At 53.4% G+C, this 22,933-nt stretch carries 19 protein-coding genes; 11 read left to right on the top strand and 8 right to left on the bottom strand.

What is annotated here, in order from left to right; translation table 11 throughout:
• Nucleotides 1-15: 15 nt before the first annotated feature.
• The 4 genes from CHH75_RS02255 to CHH75_RS02240 all read right to left on the bottom strand — a co-directional run bounded on the left by CHH75_RS02255 (nt 16) and on the right by CHH75_RS02240 (nt 9,438).
• Nucleotides 16-5,550 carry a S8 family serine peptidase gene (locus tag CHH75_RS02255; RefSeq protein ID WP_095397354.1) on the bottom strand — a complete coding sequence of 1,845 codons (5,535 nt, stop codon included), beginning with the start codon at nt 5,548-5,550 and terminating at the stop codon, nt 16-18.
• A gap of 748 nt (nt 5,551-6,298) precedes the next feature.
• Nucleotides 6,299-7,120 (bottom strand): carbohydrate ABC transporter permease, encoded by an 822-nt coding sequence (locus tag CHH75_RS02250; protein WP_095265407.1) that lies wholly within the window; start codon nt 7,118-7,120, stop codon nt 6,299-6,301.
• 19 nt (nt 7,121-7,139) lie between these two features.
• On the bottom strand, nt 7,140-8,072 hold the full coding sequence (locus tag CHH75_RS02245) for a carbohydrate ABC transporter permease (RefSeq protein WP_176475438.1): 933 nt from the start codon (nt 8,070-8,072) through the stop codon (nt 7,140-7,142).
• Nucleotides 8,073-8,181: 109 nt separating this feature from the next.
• Nucleotides 8,182-9,438, bottom strand: a complete 1,257-nt coding sequence (locus CHH75_RS02240) for an ABC transporter substrate-binding protein (protein ID WP_244908171.1) — start codon at nt 9,436-9,438, stop codon at nt 8,182-8,184.
• Nucleotides 9,439-9,632: 194 nt separating this feature from the next.
• On the opposite strand from CHH75_RS02240, the gene CHH75_RS02235 reads away from it, so the two are divergent.
• Together CHH75_RS02235 and CHH75_RS02230 are read left to right on the top strand one after the other, a co-directional pair.
• On the top strand, nt 9,633-10,058 hold the full coding sequence (locus tag CHH75_RS02235; protein WP_095265404.1) for a CBS domain-containing protein: 426 nt from the start codon (nt 9,633-9,635) through the stop codon (nt 10,056-10,058).
• 314 nt (nt 10,059-10,372) lie between these two features.
• Entirely contained in the window at nt 10,373-11,101 is a 729-nt protein-coding gene (locus CHH75_RS02230; RefSeq protein WP_095265403.1) for a metallophosphoesterase family protein, read from the top strand.
• 84 nt (nt 11,102-11,185) lie between these two features.
• On the opposite strand, the gene CHH75_RS24730 is transcribed toward CHH75_RS02230, so the two are convergent.
• A complete protein-coding gene (locus CHH75_RS24730; protein WP_176475434.1) occupies nt 11,186-11,356 on the bottom strand; it encodes a hypothetical protein in 171 nt (56 codons plus the stop codon).
• A gap of 183 nt (nt 11,357-11,539) precedes the next feature.
• On the opposite strand from CHH75_RS24730, the gene pcp reads away from it, so the two are divergent.
• Nucleotides 11,540-12,199 carry a pyroglutamyl-peptidase I gene (gene pcp / locus CHH75_RS02225; protein ID WP_095397353.1) on the top strand — a complete coding sequence of 220 codons (660 nt, stop codon included), beginning with the start codon at nt 11,540-11,542 and terminating at the stop codon, nt 12,197-12,199.
• 146 nt (nt 12,200-12,345) lie between these two features.
• Here pcp and CHH75_RS02220 read toward each other — a convergent pair whose 3' ends face one another.
• Nucleotides 12,346-13,491 carry a phosphodiester glycosidase family protein gene (locus tag CHH75_RS02220; protein ID WP_095397352.1) on the bottom strand — a complete coding sequence of 382 codons (1,146 nt, stop codon included), beginning with the start codon at nt 13,489-13,491 and terminating at the stop codon, nt 12,346-12,348.
• Between the two features lie 185 nt (nt 13,492-13,676).
• On the opposite strand from CHH75_RS02220, the gene CHH75_RS02215 reads away from it, so the two are divergent.
• The 3 genes from CHH75_RS02215 to CHH75_RS02205 are packed head-to-tail and all read left to right on the top strand — an operon-like array spanning nt 13,677 to nt 15,615.
• Nucleotides 13,677-14,048: a GntR family transcriptional regulator gene (locus CHH75_RS02215; protein WP_095265400.1), complete on the top strand. Its 372-nt coding sequence runs from the start codon at nt 13,677-13,679 to the stop codon at nt 14,046-14,048.
• On the top strand, nt 14,045-14,935 hold the full coding sequence (locus CHH75_RS02210) for an ABC transporter ATP-binding protein (RefSeq protein ID WP_095265399.1): 891 nt from the start codon (nt 14,045-14,047) through the stop codon (nt 14,933-14,935). Before CHH75_RS02215 ends, CHH75_RS02210 begins: the two co-directional genes overlap by 4 nt.
• A gap of 29 nt (nt 14,936-14,964) precedes the next feature.
• A complete protein-coding gene (locus CHH75_RS02205; protein ID WP_255222944.1) occupies nt 14,965-15,615 on the top strand; it encodes a hypothetical protein in 651 nt (216 codons plus the stop codon).
• A gap of 101 nt (nt 15,616-15,716) precedes the next feature.
• On the opposite strand, the gene CHH75_RS02200 is transcribed toward CHH75_RS02205, so the two are convergent.
• Nucleotides 15,717-17,066 carry a voltage-gated chloride channel family protein gene (locus CHH75_RS02200; protein ID WP_095265397.1) on the bottom strand — a complete coding sequence of 450 codons (1,350 nt, stop codon included), beginning with the start codon at nt 17,064-17,066 and terminating at the stop codon, nt 15,717-15,719.
• Nucleotides 17,067-17,124: 58 nt separating this feature from the next.
• Nucleotides 17,125-17,523: a winged helix-turn-helix transcriptional regulator gene (locus CHH75_RS02195; protein WP_095265396.1), complete on the bottom strand. Its 399-nt coding sequence runs from the start codon at nt 17,521-17,523 to the stop codon at nt 17,125-17,127.
• A 296-nt stretch (nt 17,524-17,819) separates the two neighbouring features.
• Between CHH75_RS02195 and CHH75_RS02190 the strand changes: the two genes are divergently transcribed.
• From CHH75_RS02190 to CHH75_RS02170, 5 genes are all read left to right on the top strand, one after another.
• A complete protein-coding gene (locus CHH75_RS02190) occupies nt 17,820-18,665 on the top strand; it encodes an aldo/keto reductase (RefSeq protein ID WP_095397350.1) in 846 nt (281 codons plus the stop codon).
• A 106-nt stretch (nt 18,666-18,771) separates the two neighbouring features.
• Nucleotides 18,772-19,566: an SDR family NAD(P)-dependent oxidoreductase gene (locus CHH75_RS02185; RefSeq protein WP_095265394.1), complete on the top strand. Its 795-nt coding sequence runs from the start codon at nt 18,772-18,774 to the stop codon at nt 19,564-19,566.
• Between the two features lie 376 nt (nt 19,567-19,942).
• Nucleotides 19,943-20,899 (top strand): acetamidase/formamidase family protein, encoded by a 957-nt coding sequence (locus tag CHH75_RS02180; protein WP_095265393.1) that lies wholly within the window; start codon nt 19,943-19,945, stop codon nt 20,897-20,899.
• Nucleotides 20,900-20,996: 97 nt separating this feature from the next.
• Nucleotides 20,997-21,725: an alpha/beta fold hydrolase gene (locus CHH75_RS02175; RefSeq protein ID WP_141235802.1), complete on the top strand. Its 729-nt coding sequence runs from the start codon at nt 20,997-20,999 to the stop codon at nt 21,723-21,725.
• A gap of 39 nt (nt 21,726-21,764) precedes the next feature.
• Nucleotides 21,765-22,814 (top strand): P-loop NTPase family protein, encoded by a 1,050-nt coding sequence (locus tag CHH75_RS02170; protein ID WP_095265392.1) that lies wholly within the window; start codon nt 21,765-21,767, stop codon nt 22,812-22,814.
• Nucleotides 22,815-22,933: the final 119 nt, after the last annotated feature.

The raw sequence follows: 22,933 nt of genomic DNA, 5'->3' as shown, positions 1-22,933 counted from the left end.
GCCGTTACCTTACAATCAGTTGCGGACGATTACGGTGTGAACGGCCGAGCTTTGCGCTCCCTTGTCATCAGTCACGGTCAAGCGAACGGTGTAGGTTCCCGCAGATTTGTATTTATGCTTGACTTGGGCTTTGGCAGCGGTGCTTCCATCGCCAAAGTTCCAGTGATAGCTGACGATGCGGCCGTCCTGATCATAGGAGGAGCGGGCGTCAAAATTGATGTTCTGGTTTCTCCGCGCTGTGCTAGGAGCGTTGATCAAAGCAACAGGCTCCAGATTTGCCGGAGGGATTGGAGGCTCGGGTTCAGGCTCCGGTTCCTCACCGCTGTTGCCGGCCGCTACATACAGACGTCCCGGCGCTTGCGTCTCGGCAACATTGCCGTAGCCATCCTGCACGCGGATGACGATCACGCCGCCTTCAAGCACGAGCGAGGCTGGCGTTGTATAAGTTCCTTCATAATGCCCCGGGGCCACCTCTTGAAGCGGTATTTCCCCGCGCGACTGGCTGCTTAGCTCAAACGGCAGCTGGATGCTGAAGGATGCCGCAAGCCCAGGCACGCTGTCGAAGGACACCGTTAACGTCTCTCCGCCTGCGATGTGAACATCCTCAGCCGGCGAAACGTTGAGGATTTCCGGCAGCGAAGTGTTGACATAGACGGAGCGAGTGACCGTCGTTTCATTCCGGGCAAGGTCGGTTGCTGTAACGGTAATGATATTCTCGCCTTCATCGACCAGCAAGCGATGGTTAAAGGCGCCGCTCTCGTCAAGCTGCACAGGCTGACCGTTGATGAACAGCGTGTCCAGGAAATCATCCAGTGCGCTGCCGATGATGCGTACAACTTCGGCGTTAATCTGGCTTCCATTCTCCGGAGAGAGAATGCTGAGCTCCGGCGGCGTTTGGTCGAGTGTTACAACTACAGGGAGCGAGCGGTCGGTAGCTCTTCCGTTGACAACAATTTCGGCTGTCAGGGTATTGGCTCCCGGGTGCAGCTCAACATCCAGGGTGAACTGCCCGTTCTCGTCCACCGTTGTCGAACCTGCGGGCTCATCATCATTGTAGATCTGAATCTCCGCTCCGGTGGCTGGAGAAGTTCCTGTCACGGCAATGACAGACTGATTCGTATAGGCGTTCGCTTCAGGCGATGTGATGACAGGTGCATTCACCGGATAGCGCACGATGGCGCGGATCATGTAATTGCCCTCTTCTGCAGGGGAGGCGGACCACGCACCGCTTACCCGCTGCCAGCTGCGCCCGGCATTCGGGCCATTCTCGTCCGTTGCCAGGCCCGGTGCGTTCGGATTGGCAGCCGTTTGGATATACACGATATAGAAATCGCCTTCTGCCGTTACAGGCTCAGGGAATTCCACTACTGTCCATTGATCATTGCGAAGGGCGGTGCCGTCAAATGGTCCAGCGAGCAGGCGTCCCGGGGCACCACCAGCTCCGGAAGCGTCATATACCGCGTATTGGAATGCCGTTCCGCCCGGCGTCGGCCATTCCGTATTCCAGAAGCGGAAGGAGGCGCCGGTAACTTGCGCCACATCTGACTCTGGCGTCATACGGACAGCCCAAGCATTATTAGCGGCGTTAAAGGCTCTTGCATTTTCAGCGGTTCCATCATCATATGCAATCTCTCCAGGGAATCCGATAAACGGCTTTAGTTCAATTGCAACTTCGGCAACGCCATTACCCGGAACGGTAACCTCTACCGTTGTGCTGTAGTAATCGGCTGCCTTGACGGACAGCGTGTAGCTTCCCTCCAGCGCTTCGAGGGTGAAGCTGCCGCTCTCATCGGTGCGAGCCGGGCTTACCGCCGGATCTTCCACCAGAAGAACGGCAGCATCGGCAACCGGTTCTCCGGTGCGCTCGTCGATGACAACACCCTGGATTCGACCCTGCGGGATCGCCTCCAGATTAAAGTTGGCTCTGACATCTCTGCCATCCGCAATCGTGATCGATTGCGTCTGCGGATAATAGCCGTACGCCTCCGCTTTTAATGTGTAGTCACCTGCAACATGTGTGAAGCTGTATCGTCCGGTAGCCGGGTCGGTTTTCACCGAGCGTCCTGTTTCGATCACGGTGACCGTGGCATAGGCCGGCAGGCTTTGCGGCACGATCTCGCCGGTTTTCACAGCGGGCTGCGGCGCAGACGATTGTGCCTGGTTGAACTCGTATTTGTCGGTGCTGGTCACTTTATACCAGGAGTTATCGTAGACCGGCTTTTCTTTGTCCCGGGACAGTTCCAGAACGTCGTTCTTGGTTGCTGTCTCCGGCTCAACCGCCAAGATCCGGAAATCGTCGATGTACCAGCCTGGTCGCACCACACTGTTGTCGGACGTCAGTCTGAAGCGGAATTGCGCCTCATGGCCGATCAGCGGCTCCAGATTGTAGAATACCGGGGCCCACTGTCTGCCGTTCGTGTTGTGGGAGAAGCGGCCCAGCTCCGTCCAGGTGTTGCCGCCATCCTTGGAGGCTTCCACATAACCGAAATCATAACCGCCTTCGATTTCATACCAGTGATTAAAGGTCAACGCAGCTTGAGATACCTCTGTCAGGTCAATCACAGGCGAAACCAGCGAATAGTTGGATCCGTTCTCGTAATTGCTGTCCAGATCCGTGGCCCATACATTCGGAGGCGAGGCCGCCTGGCCTGGTCCGGAGGTCGGAACGCCGCGTTCCCACTCATCATTCGTTCCGGAGTGAGTCCAGCCGTTGTCGCTGTCTCCGTCAAAGGTATCGATGAAGATATCTTCCGGGACGTTCACGGACACCGATACTTCATTGGACTTGGCGCTCTCATTGCCGCTGAAATCGACCGCTGCAACCGCATAGTAATAAGTGGAGCCGGATGCGGTTGTTGTATCCGTATAGGAGGTGGCCGATGCGGAGCCGATCGCCTCATAATCTGCGCCGGATGTGGTTGAGCGGTACACGGTGAAGGAGCTCAAATCCTCATCTTCGGGCGCGGTCCAGGACAGGATCACATTGCCGACGATGTCCGTCTCGGCGGTGAGGTTGGCGGGTGCGCCCGGTGCAACATCATCCAGAGGCTGGACGGAGAAGTCATCGATATACCAGCCGTCTCTTTGCACGGAGCCGTCGCTCGTCTGAACGAACTGGACGAACACGCGCTGACCGCCATAGGAGGTCAGGTCCAAATATTGCAGGCGCCAGTTTCTATCGCTTCCGGTAAAGCTGAACGCTTCTTCAAAGACGAAGTCGCTATCCTCGGAAGCGATATACACCTTGCCGAAATCATAATTGTTCTCGAAATCGTACCAGTGCCTGAAGGAGAGGATCGCGCCTTCAGGACTGTCCGTCAGATCAATCGGGGGAGCCAGCAAAAAGGCGTTGGCATTCGCCTGATAGCTTCCTGCCAGATTGGTCGCAAACAGCTTGTCCCCGGAGTACGCGCTGCCCGGACCGCTTGTTGGTGCCCCCCAGGCCCAGGTATTGCCTGTTCCCCCGGTGGTGAAGCCGAGGTCGCTTTCCTCAAAATCCTGGATGTAGCCAGGCTTCACGCCATTCGATACGGCAACCTTGTACACCTTGCTTTCATAGCCGTTGTTGCCGTAGTCGTTCACTCGAATATAGTACTCCAGCCCTTGCGGCTCGACCAGAAAAGCAGGAATGACGGTCGTATAAGTGCCGGCCTTGCTATCCCCGGCGATGCGCTGCATCGGCAGGTACAAATAGTTATCCGTTCCGGTTGTCTTGGCAAAGGCTTCAACCGAGACCACGCCGACATTGTCTGAGACGTAAGCGGTCAATGGGACATCGATCCCGGTGAAGGCGGAGTTGACCGGCGTATGCTCCAGCACAGGCTCCTCCAAATCGTCGCCAGCCGTCACCACTCTGCCGGATACGGTTCCGATCCCTTCGAGAACAGAGCCGACCGCATCCAGTGCATTGATGATGCCGTGTCCGTAACCGTTATTCGGGGATGTCGGATACTGGCTGTCCGTGCGCGGGGTGGCCGTTTCGGTCATAATCTGTTCCAGCTGATCCACGGTAAGCGAGTGGTTGGCCTGGAGCAGCAACGCTGCCAGCGCAGTCGTATGCGGACCGGCCATCGAGGTCCCGTTCCAGCCGCCCTCATAGCCGCCGCCAGGAACTGCGGAGCGAATGTTGACGCCCGGCGCGGATACCTCCGGCTTAATCTCGCCATAAGGAGACGGGCCGCGAAGGGAGAAGGAAGCGAGATTGCCGTTAATGTCTGTTGCACCGGTAGCAAAGCTTTCCGGATAGTTGGCCGGATTGGCTACCGATCCGGGTCCGCCCGGGTTCGTCAGCGTGGTGTTGCCCGCAGAGAATTCCGGGAATATCTGGGCGTCTCGCCACGCTTGCACCATCGGCCGGAACCATTCATCAAGCCCGGGTCCGCCGCCCCAGGAGTTGTTCACCACATCTGGCGCAAGCTCCGGATGCAGATTGCCCTGAGCATCGACAGGAGCGAGCAGCCACTGGGCACCGTCCAGAATGATGGCATCGGTCGTCGAAGGATTGAAGATCCGGACTGCAATCCACGTTGCTCCAGGAGCAACCCCGATGATATTGTCACCGTTCGCTTCAGAGCCGACCATCGTTCCCATCGTGTGCGTCCCGTGACCATCGGTATCGGCAGGGAGTGAAGCGCGGCTGTGCGGGTCATACCAGCTCAGCTCCGGATTGACTATGTTGCCGGAGGCATCCCGTCCACGCCATTTCCGGGCCAAAGCCGGATGATTGTGGTCCACGCCGGTGTCCAGATTGGCCACCACGATGCCTGTTCCGTCAATCCCGCGCTCCCACACTGCAGGGGCGTTAATATAATCGATATTCCATTCCACATTGCTGTTATTGAGTGCGGATTCCGCTGCAGGCTCCTTCGGTTCAACGGCCGTCTGGGCGCCGCTGCCGTTCGCCGGTCTGCCAGCAGCAGGTGCCTGGGCAGCGGCCTCTGCGTCCTTGCTGGCTTTCGGATCATCCTTAGCGCTATTCTGCTTGTGGTCCGGCGCCTGAACGGATTTGTCAATCACCGTTTCCTGAAGGAAGCGTTCTTCATTCGGCAGGATTTTCTCCACCTCAGGCTGCAGGGCCAGATTCTCCATCACCTCTTTGGTGCTGGTAACCGCAAGCGCATTGACGATGAAGAAGCTTTTATATTCTTTGACCTTGCCGCGGTCAATTTCTTGTTCAAGATACTGTTCCAGGGCGTACTGGGTTCGGGAGGCGGTCTCCCTAAGCGAGCTTACAACGGAGGTTCTGACCGACAGCTTGGCGGCGGCCGGCGTCATTTTCTCCACGGCTGCTTTCTCGATCGCTTGTTTGGAGACGCGAGTGGTGTCCACCTGTTCCTTCATTTTTACAAGATATGTGACATATTCATTGTCCTTAAACTGCTGGTTCAGTTTGGCGTTCACTTTGGCGGTCGAAATCTCGGCCAGGCCGGATTTCATGTCGATCTTCTGCGATGCGGGATTTTCAGCAGAAACCGGATGTACCATCGTAAATGCAAGGAGAAGCGACAGGCCCATCGTTAGGGGCTTACGAAATCTACCAACTTTAAACACTAGTATCCCACTCCTTTTACCCGGTTTTTTGAGTAGTAATCATCGAAAATTCCCTATCCAACAACGAAAACAGGAAGCGGCCGCGATTCGCGGGTACAACACGCCCTAGACTTGATAGATTTGATCATCACCCCCTTTACAGGATCGTGAATTTATTGATGGATGCGGGTCTTGGAGCTTATAGCACAGGGATTATAGCCGTACAGAGGAGAGAGACATTCAGACCGTAAGACTGTTTGGTTGATGCATTCTGAGGAAATCAGCAGGCTTCGTCATTGCAGAATCGGCAGAAGGTATAGGATAACGGAGCCATGAAGGATGTTTACATAAACAGACATGGATGAGTGAATCCGGTTGATAGATTTACAAAATGTTATATTAAATTACATATAATATGAAAAATGTTATCTAACAGTAAATTTATGGTATAGTATAAATTCATCAAATGAGATGCACAAGCTATTTTTTTAGAAATTTTTAGAAATATTACCTTTATAATGTCTTGTTCGTTCTAATGACCTTTGGCCAAGAAAACAAGATATTCGTGTTTGTGAAGAGTTTGGTGAGAGATTCGGACAGATGTACCAGGCTTTATAACTAGTTGAGTTTCGTATGTTACATGAAAAAAATGAGAGAGTACCACAATGGTCCGGTTGATGTTGAATTTTAGCGGGAGGAGGGGGCTAGTGCGCATGGATATAACAGAGCTGCCCGGATGTCCGGGCAGCTTCTGAAGACGGGATTGGATTCAGCTCTTGATCGCGCCAGCCGCAATGTCGGAGATAAACTGCTTGCTGACGAACAGGAAGAGGACAATGAGGGGGATTACCGCCAGCAGCGTTCCGGCAATCACCATCGCATAATCGGTCGTATAGATGCCGTTCAAGGAAGCCAGCGCTACCTGAAGCGTAAATTTGCTCTCGTCATTGAGAATAATGAGCGGCCACAGATAGTCGTTCCAGACGCCGATGAAGGTGAAGGCGGCCAGGAACGACAAGGCGGGACGAAGAATCGGCAGCGCTACGTTCCAATACAGACGGAAGAACCCGCAGCCGTCGATTTTGCCGGCATCCAGCAGCTCCGAAGGAATGGACTCCTGGGCGTACTGCCGGATCCAGAATATGCCGAAAGCGTTTACCATTCCGGGGATGATGAGCGCTTTAAAGGTCCCCACCCATCCGAATGTCGCCATAATAACAAAGGACGGAACGAGAGAGAGCTGGGCCGGAGCCATCATGGTCGCAAGCAGGACGATGAACAGCCATTTTCTTCCCGGGAAATCAAATTTGGCAAACGTAAACCCGGCCAGAGAATCAAAGAACAGCACAAGAATGGTGCAAGCGGATGCAACAAACAACGTGTTCAGGAAGGCTCCAAAAAAATCGATGCTGGCCATCACGCGCGATATGTTGTCAAACAGATGCGGTCCGAACCACAGCTTGGGCGGATAGCTGTAAATATCCGAGGTCGTCCGCGTAGCCATCACCACAAGCCAGTAGAAGGGGAATATGGACAGCAGCAGTCCGATCGTAAGCCCGAGGTAGAGCACAAACGATTTTCGAGTGAACATAAGCTTCACCTCCGTAAAATCAATGGTTGGACGAATTCCCCTGCACCATTCTCCAGTTCAGGATGGAGAAAAGGGCAATCAGAATGAACATCCCCCAGCCAACGGCAGCGCCGTAACCGAAATAGTTGTTCACAAACGCTTCGCGGTACAAATACAGCACGATCGTAAGACCGCCGCCGCTCACACCGCCGTCATTGCCAACCAGCACCTGCGGTTCCGTGAAAATCTGCATGCCGCCGATCGTCGATGTAATGACGGTGAACAGTATGATCGGCCGCAGACAAGGAATGGTGATTCGGAAGAACGCCTGCAGGCCCGAGGCGCCATCGATTTTGGCCGCTTCGTACAGGACGGACGGAATGCTCTGCAAGCCCGCCAGATAGATGATGGCGTTATAGCCGACCCATCGCCAGATGATCATGACCGAAATTGCCAGCTGGATGCCCCACGTTTTGTTCAGCCATTCCACTGACTCGAGTCCGACCAGAGACAGCACGTAATTGAGCAGTCCATAGTTATTGGAGAATACCGTTCCGAACACGATCGCAACCGCAACGAGCGAGGTCACGTTCGGCAGAAAGTATCCGATCCGGAAGAACGTCCGAAACCGCATGAACGAGGCATGCAGCAGGAATGCGATGATCAAGGCAAAAAACAGCATCGGAATCGTGGAATAGATCCAGATCAGCAGCGTATTGGAGACGGCGCGCCAAAATTCCGGATCGGTAAGCATAAACTGATAGTTCTTCAGCCCGTTGAAGGACATTTCCGAAATGCCGTCCCATTTTTGAAAAGAAAGAAACATGGAGAATCCAATCGGGAACAGGCCGAATATCGCAAACAAAATATAGAATGGCGAGATGGCCAAATATTCCTTGCGATGCTTCCAGATGGTACTCATCAGCCGCCGATTGTTCCGTGAATTCGTGGCCTCCGCTTGATGCGGCGGCATCGGGGATGGCTCGACAGGTCGATTCATGGGCAGTCACCTCCAGGGGATTCAAGGTTGATACCATACTTGCATTGAAGCCTCAAATGCATATTCCATGCCTTGACTCGGCTTAGCGGAGAAGCTCTTTCTTTACCCGGTTAAGCGCATCCTCCCAGGCTTTCTCGCTGTTCTTGCCTTGCAGGGCGACCATGGATAGCTCCCGGGTCACAATGCCGTTAATGTTCGCATACTTGGCTCCAAAGTAGGCTGGCTTCACATTGCGAGCTGATTCGGTAAATATTTCGCCGGTCGCCTGGCCTCCAAAAAAGGGTTCTTCCACATGCATGGACTCGGCTTCCAGCGCGGCTTTGGCCGACGGAAACAGGTTGATATTGTTGAAGGTCTGGATCTGATTGTCCGGGCTTTGAATCCACTTGATGACCTCAAAGGCTTCCTGCGGATACTCGCTCGACTTCATAATTGCCAGGAACGAGCCGCCATTGTTGCCGTCTCCGCCCGGCGCTCTGGCCACCTTCCAGTTGCCGGTCGTGTCCGGTGCGGCTTGCTGGAGAATCTCCTTCATCCAGACCGCGCCGACAAACGAAGCGATGCGGCCATTGTTGATCGCAGCGTTCCACTCGGAGGAGGAGGTGTTGGCGTTGGCCAGCAGCCCCAGCTCCGAGGCCTTCACGGCCAGGTCCCATGCGGAGCGCATGGAGGAGGCAGAGCTCTCTCCGATAAACTCTTCATCCCGGTCAAAATAAATCGTCTCGGATTGGGCGTTAATCTGGTTGTAAATGTTGCTGATGTTGTCGGTCAGTTTGACCGAGCCGCCGAAATGCTGCTGCAGCTGCACGCCAGCCTCAAAATAATCTTCCCAGGTGGACAGCATACGGTGCACTTCTTCCGGGTCAGACGGCAGACCGGCCTGCTCGAACAGATCGGCCCGGTAATACAAAGCGGTTGGCCCGGTATCGATCGGCAAAGCGATCATGGTGCCTTCGGGCGTGACGCCCAGCTGCCACTTCCAATCGAGAAAATCATCTTCAATCTCGGCGGCCCCAAGCTCATACAGATCGTAGAAGCGGTCGGAGCTGGCGAACAGCTCGGTAACCCAATCGTTAAATGCAACGATATCCGGGCCTCCGGAGCCGGCAGCCAACGTTGTTTTCAGCTTCGATTTGAAATCGCCGCCGATTTTCTGGGCATCGATCCGAATGCCTGGAAACTGCTGTTCTACCGCCTTGAGCAGCCCGTCATCGAGGCTTCGATTCCAGTACCACAGTGTAAGCGTTTTCGTTTTTTCGTTGGACGAGCTTCCGGTGCAGCCGGCAAGCACCAGAATGACTGCACATAACCACAAGCCGATCATCCGGTATTTCCTCACGTTTCATCAGCCTCCCATCCTTTTTGGCTCAGGTACTAATTAATATTATTCATGGATGTCTTTCATGTGAGTAAAAATTATACAGGCATTCGATAGGGAGCCCGTACGCTTGCGGCCTGGAATAATATCCGGCAGGCAGGACAAAATATGACAGAATGATCGAATAAAATCTGTAATCGTATCGGGAGGATAACATGACAACAGCACGCGAGATTATGACGGACAACGTGAGAGTATGCCGGCCGGAGGATTCGATTGTATCGGCAGCCCAAATTATGCGGGATGTGAACTGTGGTTCGGTGCCGGTGTGTGAAGGCAAACGAGTGGTAGGCATGATTACAGACAGGGATATTGTCATTAACTGTGTCGCTGACGGAAAAGACGTCAATGCAGAAACATGCAGCAGCTTTATGACAACCGATGTCATTACGAGCACGCCGGATACGGATGTTCACGAATTGTCCCGGATGATGGCTGAGCACCAAATTCGCCGTATTCCCATCGTTGAGAATGGTGAACTGGTGGGCATGGCTGCCATCGGCGACCTGGCCAGAGTGAACATTTTTGTAAACGAAGCCGGCGATGCCTTGAGTGAAATTTCCGAGCGGACGACGCATTAAGTCTCGGTCATCATGTGGGGGAGTCCGGAAGCGGCTCCCTGCCTAACAGTGACTGCAGCCAATACCTGTCCTCGTTCAGAGCACAAATGGATGATGACGCATCTCATAGGACCTAGCGGTGGGTTTCCCGCTAGGTTTTCTTATGCCTGCGAGGAGATATCGGCGCTTTCGCAACGGATCGGGTTGATAAAAAGCCATAATGAATTAAAATGATACAGCGCGAATGTCACGGCTACTGCGTGGCCGCTTGTTATTTTGGCAATGTTGGCGTAGTGTAAAATGGAAACGCATTGTTGATGGGAGGCGGAGCATCAATGGACAGAATAGCCATCATCTCTGACATACACGGCAATATTCCGGCGCTTTCGGCCGTGCTGGACGATATTCGCAGCCGAGGCGTGGATGTGATTTATTGCCTGGGCGATCTGATCGGGAAAGGGCCGGATGGGGATATCGCGGTCGATATGATCCAAGCGAACTGCGAACGGATAGTGAGAGGGAACTGGGATGATTTTATCGTGCGTAAGACAGAGGAGGAGGCGCTTCGGTGGCATCAGCGCAAGCTGGGCCAGAAGCGGCTGGATACGCTGGCCAAGCTGCCTTTTTGCATTGAATTTTATATGAGCGGAAAATGGGTTCGGCTGTTCCATGCCTCGCCGAGAAGCGTCTATGAGCGGGTGCAGCCGTGGGATGAGCTGGAGAAGCGGCTGTCGTTATTCGAAGGCTCGGCTTGCTGTTTGTCAGACCGTGAAGCGGATGTTGCCGGTTATGGGGATGTTCACAATGCCTATCTCCAGCATCTGGATGGCAAGACGCTGTTTAATACCGGCAGTGTGGGGAATCCGCTGGACATGCCGCAGGCTTCCTACGTCATTCTGGAAGGCCGTTACGACAGCAGAACCTCCGCTGCACTCAGCATGCAATGGGTCCGGGTGCCGTATGATATTGAGCGGGCGGTGCAGGATGCCGTCTCGTCCGGGATGCCGTTCCTGGACAATTATATTGAGGAATTGCGGACGGGGCGTTACCGCAGCCGGTCCTAGCGGCTCGCCGAATAATATAAACGTCTCACAGTGCTCAGCCCTGAAGCTGCCATCTGTGAGACGTATGATTCGTTGAAGTTTGCTTTAGGATTGTTGATTGCCGGAAGTGCGGTTCTCCGTCGATTGCTGCTGGAATGCTTCGGCAACCTCTTCCTCGGAAATATGGGTTTCATTCTCTCCGGGAATCGGCATTTTGTTTAATTGGGTCGTTTGAACTTCCGCTTTCGTCGGCTGGTTGTTGTTTTCTGTGCTCATCTGGACACCTCCTTTGAATCACAAGCTACGTTTTATTTTGCCAAATATGACATAATATTATACTTTCGAGCTGGATTAAACCGATGGACGGCGCATGGCATGTCCACATGATTTGGTCAAACTAGCAGAGCATCTGCTATGATGAAAGAAACGATTATCAGGGAATGAGGAGAATGAACAACGATGAAAAAGCTGCTGATTTCAGGTTTTGAACCTTTTGGAGGAAGTTCCATCAATCCGACGGAAAGGCTCATTCGGGACATAATGAACGAGACGATCCCGGGTGCGGAGATTCATACGGTGCTGCTTCCCGTTCATTATGATGAGTGCGCAGAGCTGCTGATCCGGGAGATGGAGCGGGTGCAGCCGGATGCAGTGATCGCAACCGGGGTGGCAGGAGGGAGAACGGCTGTAACGCCTGAGCGAATTGCTGTAAATGTGAAGGATATACCGCAAGAAGCATCCCTAACGGACAACAAAGGCGCCAAGCCGCAGGACGAGCCCATCGTGCCGGGGGGGCCTGATGGCCTGTTCTCGTCCCTGCCCGTTCGGGCGATGGTCAATCAGTTGAAGGAGCAGGGCATACCGGCTTCTGTCTCCAACACCGCCGGCACCTATATTTGCAATAATACGATGTATTCGCTGCTGTATCATATTCAGTCCCATGCCTTGCCGGTAATTGGCGGCTTCGTCCACTTCCCGGCTTCAACGGAGATGGCCGTAGACAAACCGTCACTGCCGACACTGTCGCATGACACGATGCTCGCAGCGCTTCGGGTTATTATCGAGACAACGATGGCAGAGCTCGAGTCCAGCCAGGGAGCCGGTCCTGATCTGACCTGATCGGCTGCCGCCTATTCAGATCCCGTTATTCGTCCCGCCTTGGAACAACAAGGCAGGCGATAGCGGGATTTTATATGATTGGCACGTAAAAAATCCCCTTGAAGAATCGCCGGACATCCGGCCATCTCAAGGGGATAGAAAACTCATCACTTCGATTGAATCAAAATGGCGTTGCTGATCTGCCGGCCTGGCGTGGTCAAATATGAGCCGTTGTAGTACAGGCCGCTGGAGGCGCCGCCATCGAGATTCATCGCCTGGTAAGCCCCGGCTTGCTTCATGATTTCAGCCAGCTGCGGAATGGTCGCGCCGCTGGTGGTAAGCAGAATAAGCTTGTGGTCTTTCGTGATGCCGATGGCACTGCGCGCGCCGCCGCCGCTAAGAATTTTCGGATCCTTGAAGCCTTCGTTGCGCACATCAAGAGAGATCTTTCCGTCAGTCAGAAGCCGCGGACCGGCTTGAATGGCGCCCTCAATCCGACCTTCCTCAAAGCGGTCCTTGAATGTCAGTCCAGGCACAATGGTCGCGAGGTTGTTGCGGTCATAGATGAAGATGCTCCGGTTATCTCCCGGGGCTGTCTTCAGAATGCTGCCGCCGCTTGCGATATAGCCGTACGGCGCTTTGAAGGCGCCGGTTGTATAAGCATCAAAGTAAGTGCCGTTGATGGCCGCCAGCGCACCGCTGCGTTTAGCGATGCTGCGAAGATCTTCAACGGCGCCCACCTTGTTATGGGCTAAGGCAACGTCCAGTTTGATTTTGGGATGCAGCAGGGAAACGGTAACGACCTGGGTATTGAACGATCTGGAGCCGACCCGGAACGTTTTTTTGCTGTGAACAACGGGCTTGGCACCGGCGTTAATGAATGAGCCGGACAATACAGGCAGCACTTTGGTTTCTCCCTGGCTTGTAATGGCAAGGGAAGAGCTGCTTCTGTCCCAGGACAGCTGCATGCCAAGATAACGGCTGATCGGCTGCAGCGGCACATAGGCGGAGCTGCCCTCGATGAAAGGAGCTGCCGGAATTTGTGTTTTGCTGCCATTGATTAACGCGTTTTTTTGTCCAAGAAAGAAGGTGAGTTTGGTTCCCTCTCTCGTAACCTCGATCTTTTTCTCCGCAGCCTGATAATTAACTTTAACCCCTTCAATCTCCTTCAACAGTCCTACAGGAATAAACGATTGGCTGTTCTGGTTAACATACGCCATCATTTTGGGCGTCTGACTTGCTGTCGCCGGTGTGGTCCAAGCGAGCAGCAGCAATGCTGCTGACAGCATGATCGCTGTAATTCTTCTACTCATCTCTGGTGTTCATTTCCTTTCAATGTAAACTTTAGCCTCTGCACATTCCTTTTATATCGGCTTTCCGAGATGGTTAGTTTAGGCAAAAATCAGGTTGACTTTTAACTTCATGTCTTGTATGGTTAATTACATGAGTAACTAACCAATGTGGTAATGGGTAACTCGAACGACGAAAGGGTGAGAAGATGGCATTCCAGATTGATGACAGCCGCCCTATTTTTATGCAAATTGCCGACAAAATCGAGGATGACATCATAGAAGAGCGACTGCCTGAGGAAACGCAGGTTCCGTCCACGAACCAGTTTGCGGCCTTTTATCAGATCAATCCGGCTACTGCCGCCAAGGGGGTAAATCTGTTGGTAGATCAGGGGATTTTGTATAAGAAAAGGGGGATTGGCATGTTTGTAGCGACGGGTGCGCGCGAGAAGCTGATTGAGAAGCGGAAGCAGGAGTTTTACGAGCACTATGTGGTCACGACGGTGAAGGAAGCGGCGAAACTTGGAATTACGACTGAACAATTAACAGACATGATTCGCAGAGGGGGAAGCGGACAATGAGTCAAGCGGTGGTCGAGGTTCGGCAGTTGTGCAAGTCTTATACGGATGTCACAGCAGTGAATGATGTGAGCTTCCGGATGGAAGAGAATAGAATATATGGGTTCCTTGGCCGAAACGGCGTGGGGAAAACAACGATCATGCACATGATTACTGCACAGTTATTCCCGACGAGCGGGGAAGTGAAGGTGTTTGGGCAGAGCCCGTACGAGAACGAGGCGGTCCTGCGGAACATCTGTTTTATTAAAGAAGGGCAGCGGTATCCGGATTACTTTACAGTCAAAGATGTACTGGATGTGGCATCCACGATATTCCCGAACTGGGATGCAGCGTATGCCAACGAGCTGATGGAGGAATTTCGCCTGCCACGGAAGCGGATTGTGAAGAAACTGTCCCGAGGGATGCTATCCTCGGTCGGAATTGTGGTCGGGCTTGCCAGCCGGGCGCCGCTTACGATTTTTGACGAGCCGTATCTTGGCCTGGATGCCGTTGCAAGAGAAATGTTCTATGATCATCTGATTGAAGATTACACCCGTTATCCGCGCACGGTGGTATTGTCCACGCATCTGATTGACGAGGTTAGCCGCCTGCTGGAGCACGTCATTGTGATCGACCAGGGGAGAGTCATTCTTGATGCAGAGAGTGAGGAGCTGCGTGGATGCGCCTGCACGGTGGTCGGTCCTGCGGACAAGGTGGAGGCTTTTGTTCAGGGCAAAAAGGTCATTCGACGTGAGCCGTTCGCTTCCATGATCTCGGCGACGGTGATGGGAGAGACAGGGGGCGCCATTCAGCAGGAGGCCGAGCAAGCGGGCCTGAAGACTTCGGCTGTGTCCCTTCAAGATCTCATTGTCAGTTTAACCAGAGTTGAAAAGGCGGTGAACCGGGGATGAACCAGGTAAACAGAGTCATTCATATTCACATGAAACAGAAATTAGGCTGGTTCTACCTGCCGTGGGCAATTATGATGTTCAGTTTTATCGTCAATCTGTTGATCGGTTTCATAGTCAATGGGGAGAAGTTCTATACTGGCGGGCTCGCCACGATGTTTATTTACATGTTTGTCGGTGCACTTATAGGGGTTGTGCAACTGTTTCCATTTTCGTTAGGCTTCAGCATTCGACGAACCGACTTTTATACCGGCACGGTGATCCTTATAATCGGGATCAGCATATTTACCGCTATTCTGCTGCTGCTTCTGTCTTCGCTTGAGAAATGGACCAATGGCTGGGGGGAACGCATGCATTTCTTCCATCTGCCTTACTTGAATGATGGATCGATCCTGGCTCAATTTACCGTGTTTGCCATTCTGCTGATTACGTTCGCGATGCTGGGAATGCTGATAGGCAGCTTCTATCTCCGCTACCGGGGGCTGAAAACCTTTATATTCCTGGCAGGGATTTTCATCCTGCTGTCGGCAGCCGGCGTGATTGTCACAGCCTTTGACGGGTGGATGCCGGTGTTCGAGTGGTTTATCGGCAAGACTGCGTTTGAGCTGTCGCTATGGTGTCTGCCAGGGGCGCTGCTGATGGCGATCGGCTCACTCTTCATGCTTCGCAAGTCCACGGTGTAATCCGGGGAGCTTGTCCCAACAACAGAATCGAAAGATAGAGAAAGGACGAATCCTAAAGCTCAGGCCGAGCGGGATTCGTCCTTTCTGTCGATCAAGAAATGTTATGACGGTTCGTTATGGTGGTCCTGGTCAGCGTTGTCTTGGACCCGGGTCCGGTTCCGTTCGGCCTTTATCCCGCCCAGTGTCATGCCCTCGGGAAGGCTGATCCACGGGTGCTTCGACACCCCGATGCGCTGGGAAGTGTATATTCCCGAGTGGCCGGAGCACAGGTAGCTGATGATGCAGGCCATGAACATGTAGACGGCGCCGTCAGCGCCGAACAGTTCAACGCCCATAATAAAGCAGGCGATCGGTGTGTTCGTTGCTCCGCTGAATACCGCAATGAAGCCAAGCGCGGCCAGAAATGGGGCGGCCAAGCCAATCCAGCTTGAGAGGGAGCTGCCAAGCGTAGCCCCGATGGCAAACAGCGGGGTCACCTCACCGCCTTGGAAGCCTGCCCCGAGCGTCAGGGATGTGAACAGCATTTTGCCGAGCGAATCAAGGGGAGTGGCTTCGCCGGAAAACGCCCTTTCGATCAGGGGGAGCCCCAGCCCGAGATAATCGCGGGTTCCGACCAGATAGACAAGTCCGATGATGATCACGCCGCCTGCTGCGCTTCGCAGCATCGGATTGCTGAATAGGTAGCTGAATCCCTTCTTCAAGGCATGTGTCAGCTCGCTGAACATTCTGCTGGCCAGACCGAACAGCATGGAGACAAGCAGCACCTTCAGGAAGACAAGCGGTTCGAATGCGGGAACGCTGCCCATCGGGTAGTGGACATGGATTACGCCCCAGAGCGATTCCGCCGTGAAATGTCCGATCAGGCTGGATATAAAGGCTGGCAGCAGCGCCTGGTGGGAGATCATCCCGATCGCCAGCACCTCCAGGCCGAACAGGGTACCGGCAAGCGGGGTTCCGAATATGGAGCCGAAGCCGCCGCTGATGCCGCAGATCAGCAGTATTTTACGGTCAAGCTTGCTCACGCGGAATCGCTTGCCGAGCCATTCGGTCAAGCTGCCGCCCATCTGTACCGCAGTGCCTTCCCGGCCGGCCGAACCGCCGAAGAGGTGCGTGACCAGCGTCCCGACTAGCACCAGCGGAGCCATGCGCAGCGGAATGGATTCTTGCCCCCCGTGAATCTGTTCAATGATCAGATTGTTGCCCTTGGCACTGTTCAGACCATATTTGTTGTACATGTAGCTGACGGCCGCTCCGCCGAGTGGCAGCAGAAACAGCAGCCAGGGGCTGCCGAGGCGCAGCTCGGTCACATATTCGAGGCTGTACAGAAACAGCGCCGATGCGCTCCCGGTCAACAGCCCGGCAAAGCTTCCCAGCACCAGCCACTTGATCCATGTGCCAACGACGGAGGTGAACAGCCGCCCTCCAGAATGGTTATGATTTGTTGTGGTCACTAATTTTCACCTGTTTCATATATCAAATCTTACCGGAGGCAGCTATGTGTTGACCTCTCTACTCCGCGATCTTCCCGTTGTCCTGAGACTTTAATTCCTCGGTGAAAACATTATCCTCCAACATGGTGAGTTTGTCACCATAAACTCTGTCGATATGATTCTCTCCCCAAGCGCACAAGGCGTCCAGAATTCCCTGAAGACTCCATCCGTATTCACTAAGCTCATACTCCACTTTGGGAGGAACCTGGTTATGAATGATGCGGTTGATGACCCCATCCTGCTCCAGTTCCCGCAGCTGCTGTGTCAGCATTTTCTGGGTGATTTGCGGCATCAGCCGCTTCAGTTCACTGGTCCGTTTCCGGCCGCGTGTCAAATAACATAGAATGACGCACTTCCATTTGCCACCGATCACGTCCAGGGCGGCTTCGACGCCGATGTTGTATTTTCTCGTCTGCATGCGGTTTCCTCCATTCTTTATAGGCACTAAAAAGTATCTACGATACTTCAAGGTAACTATGTTACAAAAAAGTACGTTCTTCACACTTCGCACCGTTGGTACCATAATAACATTTGCATGCTGATTGAAACCATACCCCATCATTATACAGCTGTATATAAACGGGCAGCTTGACGCGTCCGGGAAGGCGACGCGGCCTGCTGAAGTTTGAAGTGGAAGCTCAAGAGGCAGCAGGATCTAACAGAAGGCGGCGTGCTGTACATCGCGTGCCCATACACATATGGAGGGATTAAGTAATGAATATACAAGGCTTGAAAGATACAACAACGTTATCCAATGGCGTTCGGATGCCCTGGCTGGGACTTGGCGTTTTTAAAGTAGAGGAGGGTTCCGAAGTGGTTGATGCCGTGCGAACGGCGATCATGAACGGGTATCGCAGTATTGATACGGCAGCGATTTATGGGAATGAACAGGGGGTAGGACAGGGAATCCGGGAAGGACTGGAAGCTGCGGGACTTGAACGGGATAAGCTATTCGTCACCTCGAAAGTGTGGAATTCCGACCTCGGGTATGAAGCGACGCTGGCTGCTTATGAACAAAGCCTGGACAAGCTCGGGCTCGGTTATTTGGATCTGTACCTTATACATTGGCCGGTTGAAGGGAAATATAAGGAGGCCTGGCGCGCGCTGGAAATGTTGTATAAGCAGGGCAGGGTGAGAGCGATCGGTGTCAGCAATTTTCATATCCATCATCTGGAGGAACTGATGAAAGATTCAACCATCAAGCCGATGGTCAATCAGGTGGAATATCACCCCAGACTGACGCAGAAGGAGCTGCATGCGTTCTGCAGGGCGCACGGAATCCAGCTGGAAGCCTGGTCACCACTGATGCAGGGGCAGTTGCTGGAACAGGAGGAACTTCAGGAACTCGCGGCGAAATACAACAAATCGGTAGCCCAAATTATTTTGCGCTGGGATCTGCAAAACGGCGTTGTGACCATTCCGAAATCGATTCGAGAACATCGCATCATCGAGAATAGCGCAGTCTTCGACTTCGAGCTGACCGCTGACGAAATGCGGCGCATCGACAGTCTGAACCAGGACCGCCGGGTCGGTCCGGACCCGGATAAATTTGATTTTTGATCACCTGCCCTTTACGCAAGTGTCGTCGTGTGGCTCTTCTGGTCTCGGGCGGTAATGAAGGAAATCGGGAGGGTCCCCTATATTAAAAGAAGGGAGAGATCTTGATATGAATTTGGAATTGAAGGGAAAAGTCGCATTGGTAACAGGCTCGACTTCCGGCATTGGCAAAGCGGTTGCGATGTCGCTTGCAGCCGAGGGAGCGTCCGTCATTGTTAATGGAAGACATGAGGACAAGGTAAAACAGACCATTCATGACATTCACGCTGTGCATCCGGATGCCGAGATTCGTTATGTTGTGGCGGATCTCGGTACGGAGGAGGGTTGTCATCAGGTAAGGGAAGCCGCCCCGGTCGTTGATATTCTGATCAATAATCTGGGGATTTTTGAACCTGCTGCGTTTTTTGATATTCCGGATTCGGAATGGTTCAAGTTTTTTGAAACCAACATTATGAGCGGGGTCCGGCTGTCCAGGCACTATCTGCAAAACATGATCCATCGTAATGAAGGGCGGGTCATCTTTATAGCCAGTGAGGCCGCGATCATGCCTTCCCAGGAGATGGCGCATTACAGCGCAACCAAGACGATGCAGCTGTCTCTTTCCCGGAGCTTGGCCGAACTGACGACAGGAACCCGCGTAACCGTGAATACTGTCATGCCCGGATCCACGCTTACGGAAGGTGTTGAAAAGATGCTGGATACGCTGTATCCGGATGAGGATCTTTCGATCGAAGAAGCCGAGCAGCGGTTTATGAAGGAGAATCGGCCGACTTCCATTATTCAGCGATTGATTCGGCCGGAGGAAATTGCGGATTTTGTTACGTATCTCAGCAGTCCTAAATCCTCGGCGATTAACGGCTCGGCGCTGCGCATCGACGGCGGCTTGGTACGAAGCGTATTCTAAGCAATCGCGTTGCTGTGAACAGACTCCGGGCCGATCAGATGGATTGACAGTGTCGCTTCCCGGGCATGGAGCAACATCCTGGGCGGCAGACCGCTCAAGCCTGTAATCCAGGTATCCGGAGAACCTAAGGGAGCATGGGTATTGAACCGTCCCACGCAGTGGAGCTGCGCTTGCGGACGGTTTTTTTGTGCTGCAACGACCTCCTTTGGTGCAAAGGGGAATAAGTAACAAAATAATTATAGAGTAATTATAATTACGTTAAAGAGAAAATTATAATTGACTTTAAGAGTAATTATAAATACTCTATAAAGTAACAGTGTGGATTCGAATCATCGAATAACCACGCTGAATCTAGCTGTGAAGGGAGAAAGCCGGAATGTCACAGGTTCATAGGCTGCAACCGGATATTCATACGCTTCATGGATTTTTCAGCAGGGAACTGGAGCCGGCCCTATATATTCAGTCCGGGGATACTGTCGTGTATCAAACCTTAGATGCAGCTTGGGGGCTGGAGAAACGGGTCGCCCCAGACGCGCCGAGAACGAAGTTTACGGAGCGCAAGCCGGAGCGGCAGGAGAAGCAGTTCGGGCATGCGTTATTGGGGCCTGTCCATATTCAGGAGGCTAAACCCGGACGTACATTGGAGATTCAGATTAATGAAATCGTTCCCGGATCGTGGGGATGGACCTCTGCCGGAGGGTTTCCGAGCGATTGGAACGAGAAGCTGGGCATGACCCGTGCCAAAGAAGTGACGCTGGACTTTGAGTTGGATGCCCAGACAATGACGGGCAGGAGCCAGTTCGGAAATTTCAAGTACAGCGTCGGCCTGAAGCCATTCATGGGGATCATGGGCATGCCGCCGAAAGAAAGGGGTCAGCATACGACTTTCGTACCGCGCCCCTATGGAGGAAATCTCGATTGCAAAGAGCTTACGGCTGGCAGCACGCTGTATCTGCCGATTCCGGTGGATGGCGGGCTGTTCTCCACCGGGGATGGACATGCGGCTCAGGGGGACGGCGAAGTTAGCGGTCCCGCCCTCGAATGCCCGATGGAGAAGGTGTGTCTAACCTTTCATGTCCGAGACGACATGCCGATAACGATGCCTAGAGCCAAGACGAATGCCGGCTGGCTTACGATGGGGTTTCATGAGGACCTGGAGGAAGCCATGTGGATGGCATTAAACGGCATGCTAGATCTCATGACCGAGCTTTACTCTATTTCAAGAACGGAGGCGTATGCCTACGCCACCTTGACGGTGGATCTGCGGGTAACCCAGATCGTCAATACCCTTAAGGGCGTACACGCCCTTTTACCATTTGGGGCGCTCAGGTGAATGTGTAAGGGGATGGCTTCAGACGGATGAAATCACGGAGATCACGCATTGATCATACTTCATTAATATAAAAAACAGTTCTAAGGAGGCCTAAGGTATGCAGTTACACGAGACTATGGTCAATAACCAAGGGGTGCATATTCACGTTACGGAGGTGCATCGGGATCTTAAGAAGCAACAAGCCTCGCTGGTCATCATCCCGGGATTGTCCGAGTCGGGCGAGGACTATATCACCATGATGGAGAAGCTGTCCCCCCGGCATATCGTTGTGGTCACGCTTCGCGGCCGGGGCCAAAGTGATTCGCCCGCTTCGGGATATACGCTCGCGGATCATATTAGCGACATTGATGCGGCGATTCGTCATCTTGAACTTGAGCAATTTGTGCTCATGGGATACTCCCGGGGCGTGTCCTATCAGTTAGGCTACGCGGTTCAGAATCCGGAGCGCATTCAAGGCCTGATCATCGGAGACTATCCCGCGGTTCATACCGAGCTGCCAGCGGGATGGGTGGATTTCTTCGCCTCGCTGCCTCCTTGGAGAGGGAAGAAGCTGTCTGATCGTATGAAGACATCAGCTTTACAGGCACTGCAACGGGAATCGACTAAGGCAGACATGTGGAACGACCTAACTCGGTTGACTTGCCCAGTCCTGATAATCCGTGGCGTAAAACCACATCCCGGGTTATCATTAGAAGCAGTGGAACAATATAAGCGAGTTCTGCCTCAGGCAAGAATCGTGGCGTTTGAGGAGCATGATCATAATCTTTTTGAACCGGATGCGGATCTGTTTGTCCGCACCGCAGACTCTTTCCTAACCAGCCTTTAGGAAGAACCATGAATCTATACTAAAAAAGGGTGTAAGCACTTGGACAATCTGAAGCTGAATGTGTCACTGTTACGACAAAGGGTTCCAAACCTGACCAGTGCAGCCAAATCTGTCGGATTACGGCCGGCCACAGTCTCCAACTTATGCACAGGGAAAATTCCCGTTGGCCGGGCGGAAGTCCGCACCATTGCCGCATTGGCATCTCTGGCAAAATGCAGCCTGGATGAACTGATTCTGCGCGGGGAAAGCGTGGAGATGATTGAAACGGGCATCAAACCGCTGGATCTATTTGCCCCTTTGGCAAAAGGCGGTACTGTGGGTCTGGTCGCCCGCCCCGGAATGGGACAGCTGGTGCTGCTCGGCGAGCTGTTTCACCGGTTTAAGCAGGACGGGTACGCCACCATTCTGTTAAAGCCCAATGGGGAGTATCCGGAGCTGAAGGATATGCTGGATGACGTTCAACATGTTACCCATTCGATCGATGACACCTACAATCTGATCATGGAGATGGGAACAGGGGCTGAGATTATGTTCGCGGCCGATCGCGAGCATGTGCTGACAGGCGAAATCTATGAGCTTCAGGAGCGGCTGCAGCAGGAGGGCATTCACAATGTGACCACGTTTCTGGTCGACCTGAAGGGAGCTGTTGTCGACGACGACATGCCGTACGGGCCGCTTGAAACGCTGTGGGTATTCGATGCCGATTTGGCAGCAAGGCATAAATTTCCGGCGGTCCATCCGCTTCATTCCACCTCCTCTGTTCTGGAGGGCAGCCATCTGGATCAGCTGCATCATATCGTTCAACAGCGTGCACAGAAGCTGCTGCGGCGTTACCGCGAGCTGCGCTCCCTTGTCAATGTACGGGGCGTTCAGGGCATCCCGGCGGCAGAGCTTACGGCTTATGAGCGTGGAGAACGGCTGGAAGCCTATCTTACACAGCCATTTGTAATTGCTGAGCCATACACGGGGATAAAAGGGGTGCGTGTCGCGCTTCACGATACGCTGAATGATGTGCAGGCGATTCTGAACGGCAGTATGGATCATCAGGCGGTGGAAAGCTTGACCTGGATCGGTCAATTGCAAGCGTAGCCGGTAAGAAGAGCCGCCGATGCTCCGCCGCGAGTATTCTGGAGAGCCGGCTTTCTTATTCGAGGCTGCCCTCCCTCGATTTCCAAGGTTTTCATTGCTGCTCGCAATGCTCCATTATA

The organism is Paenibacillus sp. 7541 (genome assembly GCF_002276395.1).
Classification (GTDB): domain Bacteria; phylum Bacillota; class Bacilli; order Paenibacillales; family Paenibacillaceae; genus Paenibacillus_AQ; species Paenibacillus_AQ campinasensis.
This window is presented reverse-complemented; position numbering and strand designations above follow the sequence as displayed.